Annotated in this window: 22 protein-coding genes; 17 read left to right on the forward strand and 5 right to left on the reverse strand. The window is 64.0% G+C overall.

Annotation, left to right across the window (positions count from 1 at the left end):
- Positions 1–5 precede the first annotated feature (5 nt).
- The 3 genes from FB598_RS09580 to FB598_RS09590 all read right to left on the reverse strand — a co-directional run bounded on the left by FB598_RS09580 (position 6) and on the right by FB598_RS09590 (position 3,816).
- On the reverse strand, positions 6–917 hold the full coding sequence (locus FB598_RS09580; RefSeq protein ID WP_141913389.1) for a LysR family transcriptional regulator: 912 nt from the start codon (positions 915–917) through the stop codon (positions 6–8).
- Between the two features lie 152 nt (positions 918–1,069).
- Positions 1,070–2,782: a thiamine pyrophosphate-binding protein gene (locus FB598_RS09585; protein ID WP_141913388.1), complete on the reverse strand. Its 1,713-nt coding sequence runs from the start codon at positions 2,780–2,782 to the stop codon at positions 1,070–1,072.
- Positions 2,783–2,922: 140 nt separating this feature from the next.
- A complete protein-coding gene (locus FB598_RS09590; protein WP_141913387.1) occupies positions 2,923–3,816 on the reverse strand; it encodes a helix-turn-helix domain-containing protein in 894 nt (297 codons plus the stop codon).
- Positions 3,817–4,254: 438 nt separating this feature from the next.
- Here FB598_RS09590 and FB598_RS09595 point away from each other — a divergent pair, with 438 nt between their 5' ends.
- From FB598_RS09595 to FB598_RS09605, 3 genes are all read left to right on the forward strand, one after another.
- Positions 4,255–4,581, forward strand: a complete 327-nt coding sequence (locus FB598_RS09595; RefSeq protein WP_141913386.1) for an NIPSNAP family protein — start codon at positions 4,255–4,257, stop codon at positions 4,579–4,581.
- Between the two features lie 166 nt (positions 4,582–4,747).
- Complete coding sequence (locus FB598_RS09600; protein ID WP_141913385.1) at positions 4,748–6,361, forward strand: L-lactate permease; 1,614 nt, start codon at positions 4,748–4,750, stop codon at positions 6,359–6,361.
- Between the two features lie 95 nt (positions 6,362–6,456).
- Positions 6,457–7,269, forward strand: a complete 813-nt coding sequence (locus tag FB598_RS09605; protein ID WP_141913384.1) for an SDR family NAD(P)-dependent oxidoreductase — start codon at positions 6,457–6,459, stop codon at positions 7,267–7,269.
- Positions 7,270–7,342: 73 nt separating this feature from the next.
- On the opposite strand, the gene sodB is transcribed toward FB598_RS09605, so the two are convergent.
- Together sodB and xseA are read right to left on the reverse strand one after the other, a co-directional pair.
- A complete protein-coding gene (gene sodB / locus FB598_RS09610) occupies positions 7,343–7,921 on the reverse strand; it encodes a superoxide dismutase [Fe] (RefSeq protein WP_141913383.1) in 579 nt (192 codons plus the stop codon).
- A 316-nt stretch (positions 7,922–8,237) separates the two neighbouring features.
- Positions 8,238–9,620, reverse strand: coding sequence for an exodeoxyribonuclease VII large subunit (gene xseA, locus FB598_RS09615; protein WP_141913382.1), 1,383 nt, complete (start codon positions 9,618–9,620; stop codon positions 8,238–8,240).
- Between the two features lie 185 nt (positions 9,621–9,805).
- Between xseA and FB598_RS09620 the strand changes: the two genes are divergently transcribed.
- The 14 genes from FB598_RS09620 (at position 9,806) to FB598_RS09685 (ending at position 22,238) form a co-directional block, all read left to right on the forward strand.
- The gene (locus FB598_RS09620; protein ID WP_141913381.1) at positions 9,806–10,411 is read left to right on the forward strand and encodes a MotA/TolQ/ExbB proton channel family protein; all 606 of its coding nucleotides are present in this window, start codon (positions 9,806–9,808) and stop codon (positions 10,409–10,411) included.
- Positions 10,412–10,420: 9 nt separating this feature from the next.
- Positions 10,421–10,846, forward strand: a complete 426-nt coding sequence (locus tag FB598_RS09625; protein ID WP_141913380.1) for a biopolymer transporter ExbD — start codon at positions 10,421–10,423, stop codon at positions 10,844–10,846.
- 61 nt (positions 10,847–10,907) lie between these two features.
- Entirely contained in the window at positions 10,908–11,948 is a 1,041-nt protein-coding gene (lpxK, locus tag FB598_RS09630; RefSeq protein ID WP_141913379.1) for a tetraacyldisaccharide 4'-kinase, read from the forward strand.
- Positions 11,929–12,117 (forward strand): Trm112 family protein, encoded by a 189-nt coding sequence (locus tag FB598_RS09635; protein WP_050469560.1) that lies wholly within the window; start codon positions 11,929–11,931, stop codon positions 12,115–12,117. Before lpxK ends, FB598_RS09635 begins: the two co-directional genes overlap by 20 nt.
- A 57-nt stretch (positions 12,118–12,174) precedes the next feature.
- The gene (kdsB, locus tag FB598_RS09640; protein WP_141913378.1) at positions 12,175–12,990 is read left to right on the forward strand and encodes a 3-deoxy-manno-octulosonate cytidylyltransferase; all 816 of its coding nucleotides are present in this window, start codon (positions 12,175–12,177) and stop codon (positions 12,988–12,990) included.
- Positions 12,991–13,271: 281 nt separating this feature from the next.
- Positions 13,272–13,928, forward strand: a complete 657-nt coding sequence (adk, locus tag FB598_RS09645) for an adenylate kinase (protein WP_141913377.1) — start codon at positions 13,272–13,274, stop codon at positions 13,926–13,928.
- A gap of 288 nt (positions 13,929–14,216) precedes the next feature.
- Positions 14,217–16,259, forward strand: a complete 2,043-nt coding sequence (locus tag FB598_RS09650) for a sodium-translocating pyrophosphatase (protein WP_141913376.1) — start codon at positions 14,217–14,219, stop codon at positions 16,257–16,259.
- Positions 16,260–16,392: 133 nt separating this feature from the next.
- Positions 16,393–17,151: an SDR family NAD(P)-dependent oxidoreductase gene (locus tag FB598_RS09655; protein WP_141913375.1), complete on the forward strand. Its 759-nt coding sequence runs from the start codon at positions 16,393–16,395 to the stop codon at positions 17,149–17,151.
- An 89-nt stretch (positions 17,152–17,240) separates the two neighbouring features.
- On the forward strand, positions 17,241–18,440 hold the full coding sequence (locus FB598_RS09660; RefSeq protein ID WP_141913374.1) for a patatin-like phospholipase family protein: 1,200 nt from the start codon (positions 17,241–17,243) through the stop codon (positions 18,438–18,440).
- 198 nt (positions 18,441–18,638) lie between these two features.
- Positions 18,639–19,034, forward strand: coding sequence for a ribonuclease domain-containing protein (locus tag FB598_RS09665; RefSeq protein ID WP_141914174.1), 396 nt, complete (start codon positions 18,639–18,641; stop codon positions 19,032–19,034).
- 110 nt (positions 19,035–19,144) lie between these two features.
- Positions 19,145–19,543, forward strand: a complete 399-nt coding sequence (locus FB598_RS09670) for a barstar family protein (RefSeq protein ID WP_141913373.1) — start codon at positions 19,145–19,147, stop codon at positions 19,541–19,543.
- 188 nt (positions 19,544–19,731) lie between these two features.
- Positions 19,732–20,364: a phosphoribosylglycinamide formyltransferase gene (gene purN, locus FB598_RS09675; RefSeq protein WP_141913372.1), complete on the forward strand. Its 633-nt coding sequence runs from the start codon at positions 19,732–19,734 to the stop codon at positions 20,362–20,364.
- A gap of 42 nt (positions 20,365–20,406) precedes the next feature.
- Positions 20,407–21,663: an RsmB/NOP family class I SAM-dependent RNA methyltransferase gene (locus FB598_RS09680; protein ID WP_141913371.1), complete on the forward strand. Its 1,257-nt coding sequence runs from the start codon at positions 20,407–20,409 to the stop codon at positions 21,661–21,663.
- Positions 21,660–22,238 (forward strand): phospholipase D family protein, encoded by a 579-nt coding sequence (locus tag FB598_RS09685; RefSeq protein WP_370454989.1) that lies wholly within the window; start codon positions 21,660–21,662, stop codon positions 22,236–22,238. Before FB598_RS09680 ends, FB598_RS09685 begins: the two co-directional genes overlap by 4 nt.
- The last annotated feature ends 31 nt before the right edge of the window (positions 22,239–22,269 follow it).

Genomic DNA, 22,269 nt, shown 5'->3' on the forward strand with positions numbered 1-22,269 from the left:
CCGCCTCAACGGGTCCAGGGCGGTTCCTTGAATTTCTCGACCAGGTAATGGACGAAGGCGCGCACGCGGGGATGCACATGGCGTTCCTTGGCGTAGACGGCGTAGATGGCAGTGTCGTCCTGGGCCTGGTATTCGGTGAGCAGCGGCACCAGTTTCTGGCGGCGGATGGCCGGCAGCGCGAAGTGTTCGGCCATGCGCGTCATGCCCACGCCGGCCAGCACCATTTCGACCGACGACATGCCGCTGGTGAACTGGAAGTTGCCCTTGATTTCCACGCTCATGCGCTGGCCGTCGACGATGAAGGGCCAGTTGTTGAGGTGGTCCATCGGCGCTTCCCATTGCAGGCAGTTGTGTTGCCGCAGGTCGTCCGGCGTCCTGGGGGCGCCGTGGCGGGCGATATAGGCCGGGGCGGCCACGATGATGCGCTGCAGATGGCACAACTTGCGGGACAGCAGCATGGAATCCTGCAGGTGGCCCATGCGGATGGCGACATCGACGCCGCTGCCGATGATGTCGACCAGGTTGTCGGACAGCGACAGCCGCACCCGCACATTGGGATACAGCTCCATGAATTCTGGCAGCAGCGGCACGATCTGGTCCATCCCGAACGAGGTCGCGGCAGTGATGCGCAGGTCGCCCGAGGCCGAGGCGCCGGTGGAGGAGATCTGGCCTTCGGCCAGTTCGATGTCGCCGATGATCCTGTTGCAGGAAGCGAGGAATATCTTGCCTTCCTCCGTCAGGTTGACGTGGCGGGTGGAGCGTCGCAACAGCGCCACGCCGAGTCGCTTTTCCAGGTTGTTCAACGTACGGCTGACGAAAGGCTGGCTGGCGCCCAGCGCATGCGAAGCGGCGGTGAATCTGCCATGGTCGGCCACGGCCTTGAAGACTTGCATCTCCAGCAAGCGTTCGTCTTTCATGGGAGTGTCTCTGTCTGGTCTTGGGGGCGCTTTTGTTTTTTTGCCCAGCGCTTGGGATGACAAGATCATACAGGAGAGCCGCGGCGGATCTTGAGGGATGTCCGCCGCTGCGCAAGGCGCAACATGGCGTAAGCCAATTCCTTGTATCTGGTTTACTTTGCCGTCCCTTCCTGCGCATCCATCCGTTCCGCCAGCGCCGTCTTGCGCAATCCCGACAATGTCGCCCGCGGCGTCAGCATCTCCTGGTCGAGTACCAGCTCGATCAGGTAAGGCAATGAGGTGGAGCTGGCCGTGGCCAGCGCTTTTTCCAATGCCGGCGCGAATGCTTCGGTCTGGTGGATGGAGACCGCATCGACGCCGAAGGATTTGGCGTAAGCGACGAAATCGGGGTTGTTCAGGTCGGTGGCGATCACCCGGCCGGGGTAGTTCTTTTCCTGGTGCATGCGGATGGTGGCGTACATGCCGTTGTTGAATACCAGGAACACGATGCCCAGGCGATGCCGCACGGCGGTGGCGAGTTCCTGGGATGTCATCAGGAAGCATCCGTCTCCGCCCAGGCACACCACCTGGCGTGCCGGGAAGCACAGCTTGGCCGCAATCGCCGCAGGCACGCCATAGCCCATGGCGCCGCTGGTCGGCGCGAGCTGGCTTCGGGGTTGCGAGAACTGGTAATAGCGATGCGCCCATGCGGTGTAGTTGCCGGCGCCGTTGGTGAGGATGGCATCCTGGTTGAGGATGCGCTGCATGTCCTTGACGGCCATGCCGGCGTCGAACTGCGTCGTGCGCGCAGGTGGTTCGATGTAGGCCAGGTAGTTGTCGCGAGCCTGCTTGTGCCACTCGCGCCAGGCTTCGCCGCCGGCGGGGGAAAGCTGCGCCGCTGCGCGGGCGAAGGCGTTGAGCGTTGCGGCGATCTTGACGTCGGTCTGGTAGACCCGGCCCAGTTCTTCCGGCGCGGGCATCACATGCACCAGTTTCTGGCGTGGGCGCGGGATGTCCAGCAGGGTGTAGCCGCTGGTGACCATTTCCCCCAGCCGCGAGCCGACCGAGATGAGCAGGTCGGCTTCACCGACCAGCCTGGCCAACGCCGGATTGACGCCGATGCCGATTTCGCCGACATAGTTGGGATGGCGGTTGTCGAACAGGTCCTGGCGGCGGAACGAGGCCGCCACCGGCAGGTTCTGTTGCACGGCGAAACGCGCGATGTTGCGCAGGCCCTCCTGATCCCAGCCGGAGCCGCCCAGGATCATCAGCGGCTTCTTCGCCCCGCGCAGCAGCGCTTGCATCCGTTCGAGCGCATCGGGATCGGGAAAGATCTGGGGGACGTCGGCACGGCCGATTTCCTTCGGGAAGGTGGATTCGGTCAGCATGTCTTCAGGCAGCGCCAGCACCACCGGCCCCGGCCGGCCCGACATGGCGACCGAGAATGCGCGCGAGACGTATTCTCCCACGCGCGAGACATCGTCGATCTGCGCCACCCATTTGGTGAATTGGCCGAACATGCGACGGTAGTCGATTTCCTGGAAGGCTTCACGCTCGATCATGTCGCGCCCGACCTGGCCGACGAAGAGCACCATCGGGGTCGAGTCCTGGAAGGCGGTATGCACGCCGATGCTGGCGTTGGTGGCGCCGGGGCCGCGCGTGACGAAGCAGATGCCGGGGCGGCCGGTGAGTTTGCCGTAGGCCTCGGCCATGAACGAAGCTGCGCCTTCATGGCGACAGGAGACCACGCGTACCGATTGCTGCTGGTCGTACAGGGCATTGAGGACATCGAGATAGCTTTCCCCTGGCACGCAAAAGGCGGTATCCGCATCTTGGGCCAGCAGGGCATCGACCAGGAGCTGGCCGCCGGTTTTGAGTTTTGACATGCTTGTCTCTTGTAGCCCGGCGCAATGCCGGATGTTGTTGGTGAACAGCTGCAAGCATAGGGCGCGCGCGCGGGGCGGCGTTAGGACTTATCTGCGGTTTTGCTGGACTTCTTGGCGGAAAGCGCAGCAGGGGCTGCGCTTCAGGCCAGCGGCGCCGAGAACTTTTTCTTGAACTCGCCCGGCGTCATCTGCACGTTCTTTTTGAAGAAGCGGCAGAAGTAGGCGAAATCGTCGAAGTTCAGGCGATAGGAAATCTCGGCGATGGAGAGTTCCGACTGCGCCAGCAGGCGCTTGGCCTCCATCAGGATACGCTCGTGGATGAGCTGGGTGGCGGTCTTGCCAGTAGTGGCCTTGACCGCCTCGTTGAGCTTGCGGTCGGTGACGAACAGGCGTTGCGCGTAGTCTTGCACGGAACCGAATTCGAGGTAGTGTTCCTCGATGAGCAGCTTGAAACGCTTGGTCAGGCTGTAGCTGCGCGGCAGCGCCGATTCGGCGCCATGCGGCCGGTGCAGGCGGCGCAGGCGCGTCAACAGGATCTGCAGGAAGGAGCGCACCACGTCGTAGCGCCAGCGCTGGTCGCCGGCGACTTCCTTTTCGATCTCCCTGAGCAGGGGAAACAGATCTTCATGCTGGCCGGCGGTGAGGTACAGCACAGGATCGGTGTTGGCGATGTGGAAGAACGGGAAGTCGGCCAGTTCCTCGATGCGCGGAAAGATCTGCAGGAAAAACTCGGGGCTGAAGTTGATCGCATAACCGCAAGCGTCGATGTCAGATGTCCAGCCGTGGATCTGACCGGGCGAGATGAAGAACACCGAATGCGGGCGGATCGGGTAGTTGTCGAAGTCCAGCACATGGTTGCCGCGCGCCTCGGTCATCCACAGGATGTGGTAGTAGCTGTGGCGATGCAGGAACGGGCGCGGAATCTCGTTGCGGCCTTCCAGCTTGACCAGGTCGAATACGAATTCGGAGGCGATGCCGCCGAAGTCGGAAACTTCGAAGTTGGGCGTGTCGTCCGGGAAATTGATTGCTTTCATCGTCTTGCGCGCCCGCGCCGTGGCGGCCGTCCTTGTCTTGTCACTGTCTTGTCACTCAGCCTCGGAGCATGCTTTTCTCATGGCGAGGCGCTGTGTGCATGTGTTTTTCGCGCATATCGTTTTCATGCTTTTTCAAGCATATACAGCCCACCGTCAAAAGGGAAGCCGCGTCCGCCTTGCGTGTTGCGGCGCATCTGCGATTCGGCGGAAAAATCCAATAGAAGCGGAATTAAGTCCTACCGTGCCGGGTTTGCCGCTGGTTAGCATCTGACCCACGCTGATCCAATAGCCAGAAAAGCCGGTGGCGCGGCTGACGATGCCATATGCGCATGGCACGTCGGTTCCCTGCGCGCCCCCGGATTCAATCCGTGCAAGTCGATGACGAACGCATGCCCTGCATTCGCGGGATGCGCTCGCCCTGAAAAAAGGAAATGAGAAATGTTGCTTGATGTTCGTACTTATACCGCCCGTCCGGGCACGCTGAAAAAACATCTGGAACTGTATGAGAAGAACGGTTTCGATATCCAGCGCCGCCACTTGGGCGAGCCGCTGGCTTACCTGGTGGCCGAGTCGGGGCGCTTGAACAGCTATACGCATATCTGGGTGTACCGAGATGCGGCCGACCGCCAGGCGCGGCGCGACAGGCTGCAGTCCGATCCGGAATGGGCGGCCTACCTGAAGATGTCGGCCGAGGCGGGTTATCTGGTTTCGCAGGAAAACCAGCTGATGACGCCGGCCAGTTTCGCACCGCTCAAGCATCCCTGATGCGTTCCTGAGCATCCCTGAGAAAACGATCCACCTATTTGAACGCCTGCCGCGCCGGTGCGCCTTGTTGACGCCGCACGGGCAAGCGCAGCCGATACCGATCGCAAGACGGCCATGAGAAGCCGTTGTCTGGGCGCTTAAAAATCATATCCATTGGAGGAGACCCATGTTTCAACAAATCTACGATCCGGTGAACGGATCGCTGTTCGCGTCGGCCCTGTTTGCCATGCTGCCGCTATTGTCGATGTTCGTGATGCTGGGCTGGCTACGCATTTCTCCGCACTTGTCGGCGGCGATTTCGTTGCTCATTTGCGGGCTGGTTGCGGGGGTGGTGTACCGCATGCCGCTGGAGGTGGTATTCAATGTCGGCGCGTATGGCGCGGTGTTTTCCGTGCTGACGGTGTTGTGGATCATCGTCAACGCGATCTGGCTGTATAACCTCACCGTGAAATCGGGCCACTTCGCAGTGCTGCGCGACAGCTTTGCGCTGATCAGCGACGACCCGCGCATCCAGGCTATCCTGATCGCGTTCAGCTTCGGCGCGCTGATCGAGGCGCTGGCTGGCGCCGGCACGCCGGTGGCGATCGCCGGCGCGATGCTGGTGGCGATCGGCTTGCATCCGCTGAAGGCGGCCGTGATCGCTCTGGTGGCCGATACCGCGCCGGTGGCCTTCGGCGCCCTGGCGGTGCCGATCACCACGCTGGCGCAGGTGACGGGCATCCCATTTGAAGAGCTGGGCCGTCATGTGGGCCACCAGACGCCGGTGGTGGCCGCTTTCGTACCGCTGGTGCTGATCTGGATCATGGACGGCAAGCGCGGCTTGAGCCAGACCTGGATCGCGGCCGTTACCGCAGGATTTTCCTTTGGCATTGCGCAGTGGGCCAGTGCGAGTTTCTTCTCGGTGGTGCTGGCCGATGTGGTGGGGGCGCTGGCCTCGGCCGCGGCGGTGGTGGTGCTGCTGAAATTCTGGCGTCCGGTGAAGCTGCCGGCCGGCGCCTTCCAGAACGACGTGACCAGGAATGCCGGCAATCTTGCCGCCGGCCATTCGCGCAAGCAGATGCTGCTGGCCTATGCGCCCTATGCGCTGATCATCGCGATCTTCACCATGGTGCAGTTCGGCGTGGTGCAGAAATGGCTGAGCCTGGGTACCTTCAAGTTCGCCTGGCCGGGGCTGGCCATCAGCGCGCAGGATGGCAAGGCGGTGGGTACGATGTTTACGCTCAATACCTTGTCGGCTGCTGGTTCGCTATTGCTGCTGGCCGGCGCCATCACGGCGATGATGCTCAAGGTGTCGGCGTCGCAGGCGCTGGAGACTTACGGCAAGACCCTGGTGCAGATGCGTTGGGCAGTGCCCACGGTGCTGTGCGTGATGGCGCTGGCGTTTATCATGAATTACTCCGGCCAGACAGGCACCCTGGGGCGTTGGCTGGCCGGCACCGGATCGGCTTTCGCCTTCCTGTCGCCGGTGATCGGCTGGATCGGCGTGGCGGTGACGGGATCGGATAATTCCGCCAATGCCCTGTTCGGCGCGCTGCAGGTGGCGGCGGCGCATGAGACCGGATTGTCGCCGGCGCTGCTGGCTGCGGCCAATGCCTCGGGCGGCGTGCTGGGCAAGATGATTTCGCCGCAGAGCTTGGCCGTGGGCGCGGCGGCAGTCGGCATTATCGGGCAGGAAGGCTTGATCTTCCGCAAGGTGATCGGCTGGAGCCTGTCGCTGCTGCTGGTGATGGCGGTGTTGGTTTATCTGCAATCCACGTCGGTGCTGTCGTGGATGCTGTGAACGGGATCACGCAATAATCGCAGTTGATGTTTAACCGAAGCGGCCGATGCCGGCAAACGTTGGCGCACCGGCCGCTTCATCGATGGGAGCAATTCATGCAGGACTACAAGAAACTGTTCGACCTCGGCGGCAAGTCGGCGGTGGTAATCGGCGCCGCTTCGGGGATCGGCCGCGCTTCGGCTGAAGCCATCGCCAGCCTGGGCGCGCGCGTGATATGCGCTGATGCCGACCTGGCCGGCGCACAAAGCGCGGTGGCTGATATCGTCGCCATCGGCGGCCAGGCCGAAGCCTGGCAAATCAACGCGGTCGATGGCGCCGAGATCGAGGCGCTGGCGCAGCACGCGCTCAAGGCAGCCGGCAAGATCGACATCGCGGTCAGCACGCCGGCGCTGAACATTCGCAAGCTCATCGTCGATTACACCGAGGAGGAGTACGACCGAGTGATGAACCTGAACATGAAGGGCGCGTTCAATTTCTTCCGCAGCTTCGGCCGCCCGATGATGAAGCAGGGTTTCGGCAGCATCGTCGCTTGCTCGTCGATGCGTGCGGTGACCATCGAGCCGGGCCTGGGCGTGTATGCCGCGTCCAAGGCCGGGATCGCCCAACTGGTGAAAGCCTTCGCCGCCGAGATGGGGCCGTATAACGTGCGCGTGAACGCCGTCATGCCGAGCATCATCGAAACGCGCCTGACCGCGCCGCTGAAGGAACGTGCGGACATCTTCAGGACTTATGCCGGCCATACCGTATTGAACCGCTGGGGCCAGCCTTCCGAAGTCGGTTCGGCAGTGGCTTTCCTGGCATCGGATGCAGCCAGCTACATCTCGGGGAGTTCACTGTCGGTGGATGGCGGCTGGACCGCGATCGATGGCCCGCCGACGGGGTTGACCTCGACCCGGCCGTCGGAGTAAGCGCGTTTCCGGCAGGCGTAAAAAAGCCACGCGATCAAGCGTGGCTTTTTTGTGCCTGGAAAGGCGGCGCCGGTTACGCGAAGTTCTTGGCGACGAAGTCCCAGTTGATGATGCCCCAGAACGCTTCCACGTACTTGGCGCGGGCGTTGCGGTAGTCGATGTAGTAGGCGTGTTCCCACACGTCCACGGTCAGCAGTGCTTTGCTGTCGGTGGTCAGCGGGGTGCCGGCGCCGGTGGTGTTGACGATGTCCAGCGAACCGTCGGCCTTCTTGACCAGCCAGGTCCAGCCGGAACCGAAGTTGGCCAGGCCTTGCTTGGTGAACTCGGCCTTGAAGGCGTCGAACGAACCCCACTTGGCGTTGATGGCGTCAGCCAGCGCGCCGCTCGGAGCGCCTTGGCCCTTCGGGGTCAGGCCGTTCCAGTAGAAGGTGTGGTTCCAGATCTGGGCCGCGTTGTTGAAGATGCCGCCGGAGGACTTCTTGATGATGTCTTCCAGGGACAGGTTTTCGAATTCGGTGCCCGGAATCAGGTTGTTCAGGTTGGTCACATAGGTCTGGTGGTGCTTGCCATAGTGGTATTCCAGGGTCTCTTTGGAGATCGTGGGCGCCAGCGCGTCCAGGGCGTAAGGCAGTGCCGGAAGGGTATGTGCCATGGTGAATCCTTTCAGTCTTGTTGGTGTATCGGGTATTACCGAGGGTCTATTCCGAACCTGTGATTCTAAAGCGGATAAAGATTCTTTGCACTCGGTCAATTGCCTGCAAATCCGCGCCGGCGCTGGATACCTTGTAAATAAGAATCGTTATTGTTATTGCGGCGGCGACGGCGGCGGCAGCGAATCCGGTAGATGCCCCGTGCGGCCGGACGTTCCAGCCCATCCATGAAAATAAATGGCTCCGGATGGCCGCGCCGGCATTGCGCCGGCCGGAAAAAGCTTATGAGAAAAAAGTCGAATGGCCGGGTTTGTTGATTCAGTCCAGTCGCGGCTGCACGCCGGCGATATCGACCTCGGCGCTGCCTTGCGCCAACCGGACCGTGATCTGGCTGCGCGCCGACAGCTCGGCGGGCGAGTGCAACACCCGGCCCTGGCGGTCGGTGACGATGGCATAGCCGCGTTCCAGCGTGCGCTGCGGGTTGAGCAGTTCGAGCTGGGCGTTCAGGCCGGCCAGCGCCTGGCGCTGGCGCAACTGCTGCGCGGCCAGTGCGCCATGCAGGCGGCGCGCCAGGTCGCAGACGTCGCGCCGCGCGTGGGCGGTATCGGGCAACTGGTGCGCCAGGCGGGTGGACAACTGCTGCAGGCGATGGCGCATCTGCGTCAGCGGCACTCGGGTGGCGTGGGAGAGGCGGGTCTGCAGCGCCAGCAGCTTGACGCGCTCATGCTGGATGTAGGCAGCCGGATTGACCAGCCGGCGCGACATCCAGTCGACTGTCTGGGCCTTTTCCGTGAGCCCTCGGCGCAGCGCGCGCGTGAGGTCCTGGGCGTGGGCGCGCAGTTCGGCCAGCCAGTCTTCCCGCGCCGTCGCGGCCAGCTCGGCGGCGGCGGTCGGGGTGGGGGCGCGCAAGTCGGCGGCGAAGTCGGCGATGGTGAAGTCGGTTTCGTGGCCGACGCCCGAGATGACCGGCATCGAACAGCCGGCGATGGCGCGCGCCACCACCTCTTCGTTGAACGACCACAGGTCTTCGATGCTGCCGCCGCCGCGACAGACCAGCAGCAGGTCGCATTCGGCGCGCGCGGAGGCGCTGTCGATGGCGGCGGCGATGCGCCGGGCCGAGCCATCGCCTTGCACCGGGGTCGGATAAAGGATGATCTCCACATGCGGCGCGCGGCGGCGCAGCGTGGTCAGCACGTCGCGCAGCGCCGCCGCTTGCGGGCTGGTGACGATGCCGATGCGGCGCGGGAAGGTCGGCAGCGGCCGCTTGGCGGCGCGGTCGAACAGGCCTTCGCGCTCCAGTTTTTCTTTCAGTTGCAGGAAAGCCGCGTACAGGTCGCCCACGCCGGAGCGGCGGATCGCTTCCACGTTGAGCTGGTAGTCGCCGCGCGGCGCGTATAGCGTGACCAGGGTGCGCACCTCGACCTTGTCGCCCTCGCGCGGGGTGAAGCCGGCGTATTGGGCGCGGCCCTTGAACATGACGGCGCGCACCTGGGCGCCGTCGTCCTTGAGGTTGAAATACCAGTGGCCGGAGGCGGCGCGGGTGAAGTTGGAAATCTCGCCCGCGACCCAGATCAGCGGGAAGGTGCGTTCCAGCACGCGCGCCACCGACTGGTTCAGGGCCGACACCGTCAGCACCGGCGGGCCGGAGTCGCCGGCGGCGGGCTGGGCGGGGCGGAAGGGGGGATACTTGTCGGCGGGCATGGCGGGCGGCTATTTATATAGGGCGATAAAATGTCTCCCGCATTGTAAAGCCTGCATAAGGCCGGCGTAACGTCTGCGTAATGCCTGCGTAATGCCTGCGGCTGCCGGGTTGCGCTTGCCCCTAGCGCCGCAACAGGCTACATTCTGCACCCGTATCCGTTTTCTTCCCCCTACAGGAGTTCGTTTTGCTCGCCATCATCCTCGCCGCCGGCTGGCCGATCTGGCCCTTGCTGATCGCATCCATCATCGGCCTGGCGCTGATCATCGAACGGATGGTCTACCTGCGCCGCGCCCGGATCCTGCCGCCGGAGTTGCTGGGCGATGTGGTGCGCGTCTACCAGAGCGGCCGCGTCAACGACGACGTGATCGACAAGCTGGAGCAGAATTCCCCGCTGGGCCAGGTGCTTGCCGCCGGTCTGCGCAATGTCGATGCTCCGCGCGACGTGATGAAGGAAGCCATCGAAGAGGCCGGCCAGGCCGCCGCGCACCGGCTGGAGCGCTTCCTCACCACGCTGGGCACGATCGCCTCGCTGGCGCCATTGATGGGTTTGTTCGGCACGGTGGTCGGCATGATCGAGATTTTCGCGTCGCAAAACGCCGCCGGCACCAATCCGGCGCAACTGGCGCACGGCATTTCCATTGCGCTGTACAACACCGGTTTCGGCCTGGCCATCGCCATGCCGGCGCTGGTGTTCTACCGCCATTTCCGCGCGCTGGTCGACGGTTTCGTGGTCGACATGGAGCAGCAGGCGGTCAAGTTCGTCGACATCGTGCACGACGTGCGCCGCTAAGAGACCGCCATGAATTTCCGCAAAGGCCGCCCCCGCGAAGACCTGGAGATCAACCTGATCCCGTTCATCGACGTGCTGCTGGTGATCGTGATCTTCCTGATGGTGACCACCACCTATAGCAAGTTCACCGCGCTGCAGATCACGTTGCCCACCGCCGATGCGCAAAAAGCGCTGGAGCAGCCGTTCGAGATCAATGTCGCGGTGGATGCGCAGGGCCGCTACGCCATCAACAACCACCGTATTTCGGCGCGCGACGCGCAGGGCCTGGCCGATGAAATGCAGGCCGCGCTCAAGGGCAGCGGCAAGGGCGATCCGGTGGTCATCATCAACGCCGATGCGCTGGCCACGCACCAGACCGTGATCAATGTGCTGGAGGCGGCGCGCATTGCCGGCTTCCCGAAGGTGACGTTCACCGCGCAGTCCAGCAATAAATAAGTAAGAAGTAAGAAATAAGCGTGCGACGCGGCGCCTGCCGCGATCATCAAGTTCATCGAATATGGCCGACTCCAACCGCAATGCCGAAGCCATCCTGACCCGCGCCTGGCAAAGCCGCGGGCCGCTGGCTTGCCTGTTGTGGCCGCTGTCGCTGCTGTTCGGCGCGCTGGCGGCGTTGCGGCGCGCGTTGTTCGCGCTGGGGCTCAAACGGGTCGAACGCCTGCCGGTGCCGGTCATCATGGTGGGCAATGTGTTTGTCGGCGGCACCGGCAAGACGCCGTTCGCCATCTGGCTGATCGAAGCCTTGCGCGCCGCCGGCTACACGCCGGGCGTGGTGTCGCGCGGCTATGGCGCCGGCGGCGCCGGGGCAGTGGCGGAAGTATTGGCAGGCTCGGCTGCGGCGCAGGTGGGCGACGAGCCGCTCCTGATCGTGCAGCGCACCGGCGTGCCGCTGGTGGTCGGACGGCGCCGGGCGGCGGCGGGGCGGACCTTGCTGGCAGCGCACCCGGAGGTGGACGTGCTGGTGTCCGACGATGGCTTGCAGCACTATGCGCTGGCGCGCGACATCGAGATCGTGCTGTCGGATGCGCGCGGCGCCGGCAATGGCTGGCTGTTGCCGGCCGGCCCGCTGCGCGAGCCGGCTTCGCGCCGCCGGGATTTTTCGGTCGCCAACCTGCCGGCCGGCAGCGCGGCGCCCGCCGGCAGTTACGCGATGCGGCTGGAAGCCGGCGAGGCCGTGCAGTTGGCCGCGCCGTCCGTGCGCCGTCCGCTGGAGGCCATCGGCGCAGGCGGGGCGCATACCGTGCGTATCGCCGCGGTGGCCGGCATCGGCAACCCCGGCCGTTTCTTCGCCACCCTGCGCGGCGCCGGCCTGGCGTTTGCCGAGCATCCGTTGCCGGACCATTATGACTTCTCCGCCAATCCTTTCGCCGGCCTGCAGGCCGATGTCATCCTGGTGACGGAGAAGGATGCAGTAAAATGCAGGGCTATCGAGGCCATCCAAAACGACCCGCGCATCTGGGTCGTGCCCGTATCGGCGCGCATCGACGGCGCGCTGGCTGAACATATAGTGGAGAAACTCCGTGAACGCCCGACTGCTTGATATCCTGGTTTGCCCGATCTGCAAGGGCCCGTTGGACTACGACAAGAAAGCGCAGGAACTGATCTGCAAAGGCGACAAGCTGGCCTACCCGATCCGCGACGGCATTCCCATCATGTGGGCCGACGAAGCGCGCGACATCAATGCCGCTCCGATATCGCCTGCCGCCTGAACCGGTCCGGCCGCCTGCTGTGCGCCTCTGAAGTCGCCAACAATACGTTCCAAGCCCATGTCCTTTACCGTCATCATCCCGGCGCGCCTGGCATCGACGCGCCTGCCCAACAAGCCGCTGGCCGACCTCGGCGGCAAGCCGATGATCGTGCGCGTGGCCGAGCGCGCCGCGCTGTCGGGCGCCGCGCGCATCATCGTCGCCACCGACCACCACGATATCCATGCCGCCTGCCGGCAGCACGGTGTGGACGTGGCGATGACGCGCGCCGACCATCCCTCCGGGACCGACCGCATCGCGGAGGTGGCCGCTGCGCTGGACCTGGCCGATGATGCGGTGGTGGTCAACGTGCAGGGCGACGAGCCGCTGATCGATCCCGGCCTGATCGCCGCCACTGCCGGCCATATCAAGGCCGGGGTGCCGATGGCGACCGCCGCCCATGCCATCGAGACGGCCGCCGATGCCTTCAATCCCAACGTGGTGAAAGTGGTCTTGAACAAGGACGGCTGCGCCATGTATTTCTCGCGCGCGACGATTCCCTGGCACCGTGATGCCTTCGCCAGGTCGCGCGAAGTGCTGCCCGAGGCGCATGGCGCCGACCATGCCAACGATTACGCGCCGCTGCGCCATATCGGCCTGTACGCGTACAGCAACAAGTTCTTGCAGTTGTACCCGACGCTGTCGGCCTCGCCGGTGGAGCGCATCGAGGCGCTGGAGCAATTGCGCGTGCTGTGGCACGGCCATTCGATCGCGGTGCATGTGACCTCGGTGGTGCCGGAAGCGGGCGTGGATACGCCGGAAGATTTGTTGCGTGTACGCAAACATTTCGAGGCGCCGCCGGACAGTCCGCTGGTGAAGACCATTTCCTCCCTGTAGTGTGCGCGAGGCCGAAAACGACTGCCGAGGAAAGTCTTGGCGGGCGGGTGTTTTGTAAGTTTTTTGTCAAACTTGCGCGACACAATCAGCGGCTGGAGACTGCTTAAAAATCGGGCGTTTGTCATGGTTCGGTAAGATTTTGTGGTAAGTTTCGTCCAGAGCTGATGCAAACGGCGCCACAAAAAGAGACATAACCGCCCAGACGGTTGGTATCGACCGCCATCCCATCGCAAAAGAATTCAAGCATTCAATATTTCAGAAACCTCAATTTAGGAAACGATATGCGCCTCATCCTTTTAGGAGCGCCTGGTGCCGGTAAAGGTACGCAAGCCACTTTTATCAAGGAAAAATTCAACATCCCGCAAATCTCCACCGGCGACATGCTGCGCGCCGCCGTGGCTGCGGGAACTGAACTGGGCATCGCCGCCAAGAAGGTAATGGACGCAGGCGGATTGGTTTCGGATGACATCATCATCGGGCTGGTCAAGGATCGCCTGCAGCAGCCCGACTGCGCCAACGGTTACCTGTTCGATGGCTTCCCGCGCACCACGCGCCAGGCCGACGCCATGAAGGAAGCCGGCGTGGCCATCGACTACGTGCTGGAAATCGACGTGCCCGACAGCGCCATCGTCGAGCGCATGAGCGGCCGCCGCGTGCACCCGGGTTCGGGCCGCACCTACCACGTCAAGTTCAACCCGCCCAAGGCCGAGGGCAAGGACGACGCCACCGGCGAAGCCCTGATCCAGCGCGACGACGACAAGGAAGAAACCGTCAAGAAGCGCCTGGCGGTGTACCACGAGCAGACCGAAGTGCTGCTCGGCTACTATGGCGACTGGGCCAAGTCCGGCCAGCCGGGCGCGCCGAAGTATCGCAAGATCGCCGGCGTAGGCCCGGTCGAAGAAATCAGGGATCGTGCATTTGCCGCCCTGGCGGAGTAAAGTAAAGCGGACTGCGGTCCGCTTTTTTTATGCCCGCGCGGCGAACCAGCCGCGATAGTGGCAAGGCAGGCAAGATCAGTGATGGACTGGATTTTTCAACCGCTACCGTGCAGGTTCATGCGCGGCGGCGGCAGCCCCGGTAGAACCATAAGAAATCCAAGAAAAAGGGCGACACAATTTGCAGGCGCAGTATCGGCGGCGGTTGCCGGCAACAGGCATGTTCCTGTACCGGCGGCAGCGGCGGATGTTCGTGATTGTTGATGAGTCGTGATAATAAAGGAGACATGCATGGCTACAGCCCTTTGGTTTGCCATTGCCTGCGGCGTCGTCGCAGTGATCTATGGCCTCGTATCCCGTAGTTGGATTCTCAAGCAGGACCCCGGCAACGAACGCATGCAGGATATCGCCAGTGCGATCCAGCAGGGCGCGTCCGCCTATCTGGCGCGGCAATACCGCACCATCGCCATGGTCGGGGTGGTGCTGCTGGTCGTGATCGCACTCATTCCCGGACTGGGCTGGCCGACCGCGCTCGGTTTCCTGCTGGGGGCGGTGTTGTCGGGCGCCTGCGGTTTCATCGGCATGAACGTGTCGGTGCGGGCCAACGTGCGCACCGCGCAAGCCGCCACGCGCGGCATGAACGAAGCGCTCAATGTGGCCTTTCGCGGCGGGGCGATCACCGGCATGCTGGTGGTCGGGCTGGGCCTGCTGGGGGTGACGCTGTTCTTCTGGTTCCTGTTCGGATACGGGCAGGGGCGCGCGCCCAGCCTGCATGACGCCATCAAGCCATTGATCGGGCTGGCCTTCGGCGCTTCGCTGATCTCCATCTTCGCCCGTCTGGGCGGCGGCATCTTCACCAAGGGCGCCGATGTCGGCGCCGACCTGGTGGGCAAGGTCGAGGCCGGCATTCCCGAGGACGATCCGCGCAATCCGGCGGTGATCGCCGATAACGTGGGCGACAACGTCGGCGACTGCGCCGGCATGGCGGCCGACCTGTTCGAGACCTATGTGGTCACGCTGGTGGCGACCATGCTGCTGGGCAGCCTGATGCTGAAAGGCATGGAAGTGCTGGCCATCCTTTATCCGCTGGTGCTGGGCGGGGTGTCGATCCTGGCGTCCATCGTCGGCTGCTCGATGGTCAAGGCTTCGCCCGGCAAGAAAATCATGTCGGCGCTCTATACCGGGCTATGGTGGTCGGCCGGCCTTTCGCTGGTCGGCTTCGTGATCGCCAGCTGGCTGATGCTGCCGCCCGAGCTGCGCCTGCCGCTGATCGGCTCGGCGGTGGTGGGCATCGTGCTGACCGGACTGATGGTCTACATCACCGAGTACTACACCGGCACCGATTTCAAGCCGGTGCGCCACATCGCCCAGGCATCGACCACCGGCCACGGCACCAACATCATCGCCGGCCTCGGCGTATCGATGAAGTCCACCGCATATCCGGTGCTGGCGGTGTGCGTGGCCATCATCGCCGCCTACTGGCTGGCCGGCTTGTACGGCATCGCCATCGCGGCCACCTCGATGTTGTCGATGGCCGGTATCATCGTCGCGCTGGATGCGTACGGGCCCATCACGGACAATGCCGGAGGCATTGCGGAGATGTCGGGCATGCCGGACTCGGTGCGCGCCATCACCGATCCGCTCGATGCGGTGGGCAACACCACCAAGGCCGTCACCAAAGGCTATGCGATCGGTTCGGCCGGGCTGGCGGCGCTGGTGCTGTTCGCCGACTATACCCATGCGCTCGACAGCGTCGGCAAGAGCACTTCCTTCGACTTGTCCAGCCCGGCGGTGATCGTCGGCCTGTTCATCGGCGGCCTGATCCCTTACCTGTTCGGCGCCATGGCGATGGAAGCGGTGGGCCGCGCGGCCGGCGCGGTGGTGGTCGAAGTGCGGCGCCAGTTCAGCGAGATTCCGGGCATCATGGATGGCACCGGCCGGCCGCAATACGACCGCGCGGTGGACATGCTGACCTCGTCGGCCATCCGCGAGATGATCCTGCCTTCGTTGCTGCCGGTGATCGTGCCTGTCGTGGTCGGCATGCTGCTGGGTCCGGCGGCGTTGGGCGGGCTGCTGATGGGAACCATCGTGACCGGCCTGTTCGTGGCGATTTCGATGACCACCGGCGGCGGCGCCTGGGACAATGCCAAGAAATACATCGAGGATGGCCACCACGGCGGCAAGGGCTCGGACGCGCACAAGGCGGCCGTGACCGGCGACACCGTGGGCGACCCGTACAAGGACACCGCCGGGCCGGCCATCAATCCGCTGATCAAGATCATCAACATCGTGGCCTTGCTGCTGGTGCCGCTGCTGCCGGCGTTGCCGACCTGAACCGGGGTACGCCACATCGTGTGGGACTGATTCAGCGCTGCCCCGATTGTCGCCGCGCGGATAGTCGGCCGCGCGGCGTCTGCTGCATAATCTCCAAACGCAACCATTTGGAAAAATAAAGCGAGGAGACGCAATGCGTATCGAAGGAAATGTTTTCATCGTGACCGGCGCCGCGTCGGGGCTGGGCGCGGCGACCGCGCGCATGATCGCGGCCGCAGGCGGCAAGCCGGTGCTGGCCGACCTGAATGAAGAGGTTGGCAGCAAGCTGGCGCAGGAATTGAACGGCGTGTTCGTGCGCTGCGACGTCAGCGCCGAGGAAGATGCGCAGGCGGTGGTGCGCGCCGCCCAGCAACTGGGCACCGTGCGCGGGCTCATCAACTGTGCCGGCATCGCGCCGGCCGAGAAGCTGATCGGCAAGAGCGGGCCGCATACCATGGCGCTGTTCATGAAGACGCTCAACATCAACCTGGTGGGCAGCTTCAACATGGCGCGCTTTGCCGCCGACGCGATGGCCAGGACGGAACCGGCGCAAGAAGGCGAGCGCGGCGTGATCATCAATACCGCCTCGGTGGCCGCCTACGATGGCCAGATCGGCCAGACCGCCTATGCCGCATCCAAGGGCGCCATCGTCGCCATGACGCTGCCGATGGCGCGCGACCTGTCGCGCAGCGGCATTCGCGTCATGACCATCGCTCCCGGCATTTTCGAAACGCCGATGATGCTGGCCATGCCGCAGGAGGTGCTCGACTCGCTGGGCCAGGCCGTGCCTTTCCCGCCGCGCCTGGGCCGGGCGACCGAGTACGCGCAACTGGCCAGGAGCATCATCGAGAACGTGATGCTCAACGGCGAAACCATCCGCCTGGACGGCGCCATCCGCATGGCGCCCAAATAGTGCGGCGGGGGCAAATGATGGACCGTCATTTGTGCATCGCATCCCAACATTTTTCGCCACCGGCGCGGGGCTGCTGCTAAGCTGTTGGCATGGAGTCAACGGAACATAAAACAGGACTGATCCTGACCGGAGGGGGCGCGCGGGCGGCTTATCAAGTGGGCGTGCTCAACGCCTTGTCGTTGATCTTGCTGGAGTCCGGCTGGCCGGTGCACAGCAATCCCTTTCCCATCATCTGCGGCACGTCGGCGGGGGCCATCAATGCCACCGCGCTGGCTTGCCGCGCCGACGATTTCGGCGAGGCGGTGCGCGAGCTGATGGCGGTCTGGGCCAATTTCAAGGTCGAGCAGGTCTACCGCGCCGATTCGCTGGGGATCTTGCGCTCGGGGGCGCGCTGGCTGTCGCTGTTTTCTTTCGGCTGGTTGTTGCGCAAATGGCGCGCCCATCCGCCCAACTCGCTGCTGGACAACACGCCGCTGGTGAGCATGCTGCACCGCCTGCTCGACCTGCCGCGGCTGGATGAGGCGATGGCCGAGGGCAAGCTGCATGCGCTGGCGGTGACGGCATCTTCCTACACCAGCGGCCAGCACGTCACGTTTTACCAGTGCCAGGACGAGATCGAGCCGTGGCGCCGCACGCAGCGGCTGGCCATCCGCGACCAGATCGGCATCGACCATCTGTTGGCGTCGTCGGCCATTCCGTTCATCTTCCCGGCCATCCCGGTCTATATCAACGGCCGCTGCGAATATTGCGGCGACGGCTCGATGCGCCAGATCGCGCCGATTTCGCCGGCCATTCACCTGGGCGCGTCCAAGGTGCTGGTGATCGGCGCCGGGCGCATGGGCGAGGAGGGCGAAAATGCGCCCACCAACACGCCGCAATATCCCAGCCTGGCGCAAGTGGCCGGCCATGCGATGTCGAGCATCTTCCTCGACGGTTTGTCGGCCGATATCGAGCGCACTAACCGCGTCAACCAGACGCTGTCGGTGCTGACCCCCGAGCAGCGCGCCCGCACGCCGTTGAAGCCGATCGAGACGCTGGTGATTTCGCCGTCGCAGCGCATCGACAGCATCGCCAGCCGCCATGTGGCCAGTTTGCCCAGGCCGATCCGCACCTTGCTGGGCGGCATCGGCGCCACCGAGGCGCGCGGTTCGGCGCTGGCGTCGTATCTGCTGTTCGAGAAAAGCTTCACGCGTGAGCTGATTGCGCTGGGCGAGAGCGATACCTACGGCAAGCGCGATGAAGTACTGGCGTTTTTTGAACCGGAAACGGCGCGGGCGCTCCAAGCCTGAGCTTGGGGCGGACCGCCCGGATGTTCTTATTTAACCCGTCGGTGAGAAAAACGCCTGAGGCCGGATTGCGAGGGGATGCCGCGCCGTGGGTTCGCTCCGGGGTGAAGAAACCGTGAATGTCATGGTTGCTTAGCCGAAAGCAAAACGTTAATCTACGATGTCGTATTGCTGAAAATTAATATTATTGCAATCATTAAAATGCGAGCCCGAGTCATTTCATCCTTTTTCCTGAAGTACTGGCTAGTTCTCCTGGCCGCACTGGTCCTGGCTGCGCCGGTCCAGGCGCGCGGCCCGCAGCCGGGCGGCATCGCCGATGTCTCGCTCGACCAGCTGCCGCGCGAAGCCCAGCAGACCATGGGGCTGATCCGCCAGGGCGGGCCCTTCCCGTACGCCAAGGATGGTGCGGTTTTCGGCAATTATGAGGGGGTTTTACCCAAGCAAAAGCGCGGGTATTATCACGAATTCACCGTCAAAACCCCGCGTGCGCGCAACCGCGGGGCCCGCAGGATCATCAGCGGCGGCGATCCTGCAACATCCGGCGAATACTATTACACGAGCGACCATTACAAGACGTTCAGCCGGATTCGCGACTGATCGGAATGCGGTCCGATCGCAATTCGGGCAACACAAGCAGGCTGGGCCGGCAAGCCCGGCTGCCAGCCAGGGATGCAACCACACCACCTCGTCATGGATAGGAAGGGACAATGAGTTTGTTTAAAACGGTGCCGCCAAATATAGTGCAGTCGATCCGCGCCTTCCGCGTGACCGAGTTGCAGGAAGAGGCCGCTCGTCTTGAGCAGCACTTTCTCTACGCCTATTGCGCCGAGGCAACCACCAAGCAGCAAGTGCTGACCGCCATCGCCAGCGCCTTCCACTTCCCGAGGCATTTCGGCAAGAATTTCGATGCGCTGGCCGATTGCCTGACCGACCTGACGCACAAGGCCGGCAAGCAGCCCGGCTTTGTCGTGGTGCTGGAACAACTCCCCAATACCCAGAAGTTCGACAAGGAGGCCCGCGAAACCTTGCTCGACGTCTTCCGCGACGCGGCCGACTACTGGGCCGAAAAGAAAATCGCGTTCCGGGTTTTTTATTCCTTCCAGTAAAGCCGGATCAATCATTTCCGCCACGGCCGCCGCCGGGCCGCGCGGACATCGGCGGCCGGCCGCACCCGTCCCGTCTCCGGCGGCGTCGCAAATCCTGCGGTTTGCGCCTAGCCAGAATGGCAAATCCACCTGGTTTATCGGTTCTGCCAGGCGTGCAACGCGACACTAGCAGGTACAATGCGCACACCATGAGAAGCATTGTCATCCTGATTTCCGGACGAGGCAGCAATATGGAAGCCATCGTCCGCGCCGCCCAGGCCGAAAAATGGCCTGCCAGAATTTCCGCCGTCATCAGTAACCGCGCCGACGCCAGCGGCCTGGAGTTCGCCGCGGCGCACGGTATTCCGACCGAGGTCATTCCCAGCCGCGATTACGCCACGCGCGACCAGTTCGATGCCGCCCTGCGCGCCAGCATCGACGCCTATGCGCCCGACCTGGTGGTGCTGGCCGGCTTCATGCGCATCCTGACCGCGCCTTTTGTGGATCATTACAGGGGGCGCATGCTCAATATCCATCCGTCGCTGCTGCCCAGTTTCCCCGGGCTGGCGACGCACCGCCAGGCCTTGGCCGCCGGGGTGAAGCTGCATGGCGCGACCGTGCATTTCGTCACGCCCGACCTGGACCATGGCCCCATCGTGGCCCAGGCTTGCGTACCGGTGCTGGAGGGCGACAGCGAAGAAGCGCTGGCCGAGCGCGTGCTGGAACAGGAACATGTCATCTACCCACGCGCCGTGAACTGGTTCGTCCAAGGGCGTCTTGTGCTGGAAGGCGCTCGCGTGCGTTTGGCGCCGGCCGACGCCGCATCCGTTATTGCAATCTGAGCCGTTGCAAGCCTACCCATTTTAGAATCTGAAGGACCGAGCATGAGATTGCCTCCCGCGATCATTCCCCATACCGAAGAACTGCTGCGCGAGGTGCTGCGCTTCACCGGCCCGGCCGATGTGACGCTGTCGCGTTATTTCCGCGACCACCCCAAGCTGGGCAGCCGTGAACGCGGCGTGATCGCCGAGGCGGTCTACGGCCTGTTGCGCAACAAGACGGTGCTGACCAATTTCGCCGAATCCGGCGTGGGGCCGATGATGCGCCGCATGGCGCTGCTGGGCCTGGCCGACGCCGTCGGCGCCGAGTCGCTGGGCGGCTTGCAGGAAGGAGAGGGCGAATGGCTGGCGCGCGTGGCGCAGATCGACCGCAGCCAGCTGGCGCCGCAGATGCGCAGCAACCTGCCGCCCTGGCTGTACGACAAGCTGGTGGCGCGCGTGGGCGAAGCCGCCACGCTGGAGCTGGCCGATGCCATGAACCGTCCGGCGCCGCTGGACTTGCGCGTCAACGCGCTCAAGGCCGACCGCGATAGCGTCATCGAAGAACTGGCCAAGGCGCCGGTGGCTTGCGAACCCACGCCTTATTCGCCGCTGGGCCTGCGCGTGCTGAAAAAGCCGGCGCTGCAGAACCTGCCGTTGTTCAAGGATGGCGCGATCGAAGTGCAGGATGAGGGCAGCCAGTTGCTGGCCCAGATCGTCGGCGCCAAGCGCGGCGAAATGGTGGTGGACTTCTGTGCCGGCGCCGGCGGCAAGACGCTGGCGCTGGGCGCCTTGATGCGCAATACCGGCCGCCTGTACGCCTTCGACGTGTCCGAGAAACGCCTGGCCAAGCTCAAGCCGCGCCTGGCGCGCAGCGGCCTGTCCAATGTGCATCCGGTGGTGATCGCCCACGAGAACGACGCCAAGGTCAAGCGCCTGGCCGGCAAGATCGACCGCGTGCTGGTCGATGCGCCTTGCAGCGGCCTGGGCACGCTGCGCCGCAATCCTGACATGAAATGGCGCCAGAGCGTGGACACCCTGACCGAGATGCGCGCCAAGCAGGGCAGCATCCTGGCCAGCGCCGCGCGCCTGGTGCGTCCGGGCGGGCGCCTGGTGTACGGCACCTGCAGCTTCCTGGAAGAGGAAAACGACGAGGTGATCGCCGAGTTCCTGCAAGCGCACCCCGATTTCATGCTGCGTCCCATGAGCGAGGTGCTGGCCGAGCAGAAGGTCGTGCTGGAGATGGGCGACTATCTGAAGCTGTTGCCGCACCTGCACCAGACCGATGGTTTCTTCGCCGCCGTGCTGGAGCGCCGCGCTTGATCCTGGCATTGCATCGCCTGTGCCGGCAGGCGGCGCCGTTTTTGCTGGCTGGCCTGCTGGCGGCTCCGTCCGCCCTGGCCAGGCAGGCGGCGGCGCCTGCCATGGCCGCGCAAGGCACGCAGCAGGCCGCTTTCGCGCCGTGGGACGATATCGAAGGCCTGATCGTCGGCCAACTGGCCAAGGCGCGCCGGCAGGTGCTGGTGCAGGCGTACCTGTTGACCAACCGGCCCATCACGGATGCGCTGGTGGCGGCCCGCCAGCGCGGCGTCGACGTGCGCGTGCTGATGGATGGTGGCCAGCTCGACAAGAATTCCAGCGGGCGCCTGCAGCAATTGCGCAGCGCCGGCGTGCCGGTCTGGCTGGAGACGCGTTATCGCAACGCCCACAACAAGGTGATCGTGATCGATGCCGCCTTGCCATCGGCGACGGTGATTACCGGCAGTTTCAATTTCACCTGGTCGGCGCAGCACAAGAACGCCGAGAACATCCTGGTGCTGGGCAAGAATCCGCCGCTGGCCGCGCGTTACGCCGCCAACTGGGAGCGCCACCGCCAGGATGCCGAGCCGGCGCCGTGAGTACGGTGATGCCGATGATGACCCGATTTCA

Source organism: Herbaspirillum sp. SJZ106, from assembly GCF_006715495.1.
Lineage (GTDB): Bacteria > Pseudomonadota > Gammaproteobacteria > Burkholderiales > Burkholderiaceae_D > Herbaspirillum.